General features: G+C 47.9%; 1 protein-coding gene. It reads left to right on the top strand.

All coding sequences use genetic code 11. The features are described 5' to 3' along the window. Nucleotides 1–234: aldehyde dehydrogenase family protein (locus E0702_RS18200; protein ID WP_132045888.1), on the top strand; the 234-nt coding region annotated here is incomplete at both ends.

The following is a 234-nucleotide window of genomic DNA, read 5'->3' as shown; positions in this document are numbered from 1 at the left end:
CAGACCTTGGTTGGAGGATCAGAGTCAGCAAACCACCTAATTGAGGCAGACGTCAATGCAGTAACATTTACCGGCAGCACAAGGGTGGGCGCAATGGTCGGCCAAAAATCCGCAATGTTGCTAAAAAAATGTGTCCTGGAATTAGGCGGAAGCGATCCTTTCATAGTTTTAGAAGATGCTAATGTGGAAAAGGCAGCAAATGGCGCAGTAAAGGGCAGATTCATCAACTGCGGC

It is taken from the genome of Halomonas marinisediminis (assembly GCF_004347715.1).
GTDB classification, from domain to species: Bacteria; Pseudomonadota; Gammaproteobacteria; order Pseudomonadales; family Halomonadaceae; genus Halomonas; species Halomonas icarae.
This window is presented reverse-complemented; position numbering and strand designations above follow the sequence as displayed.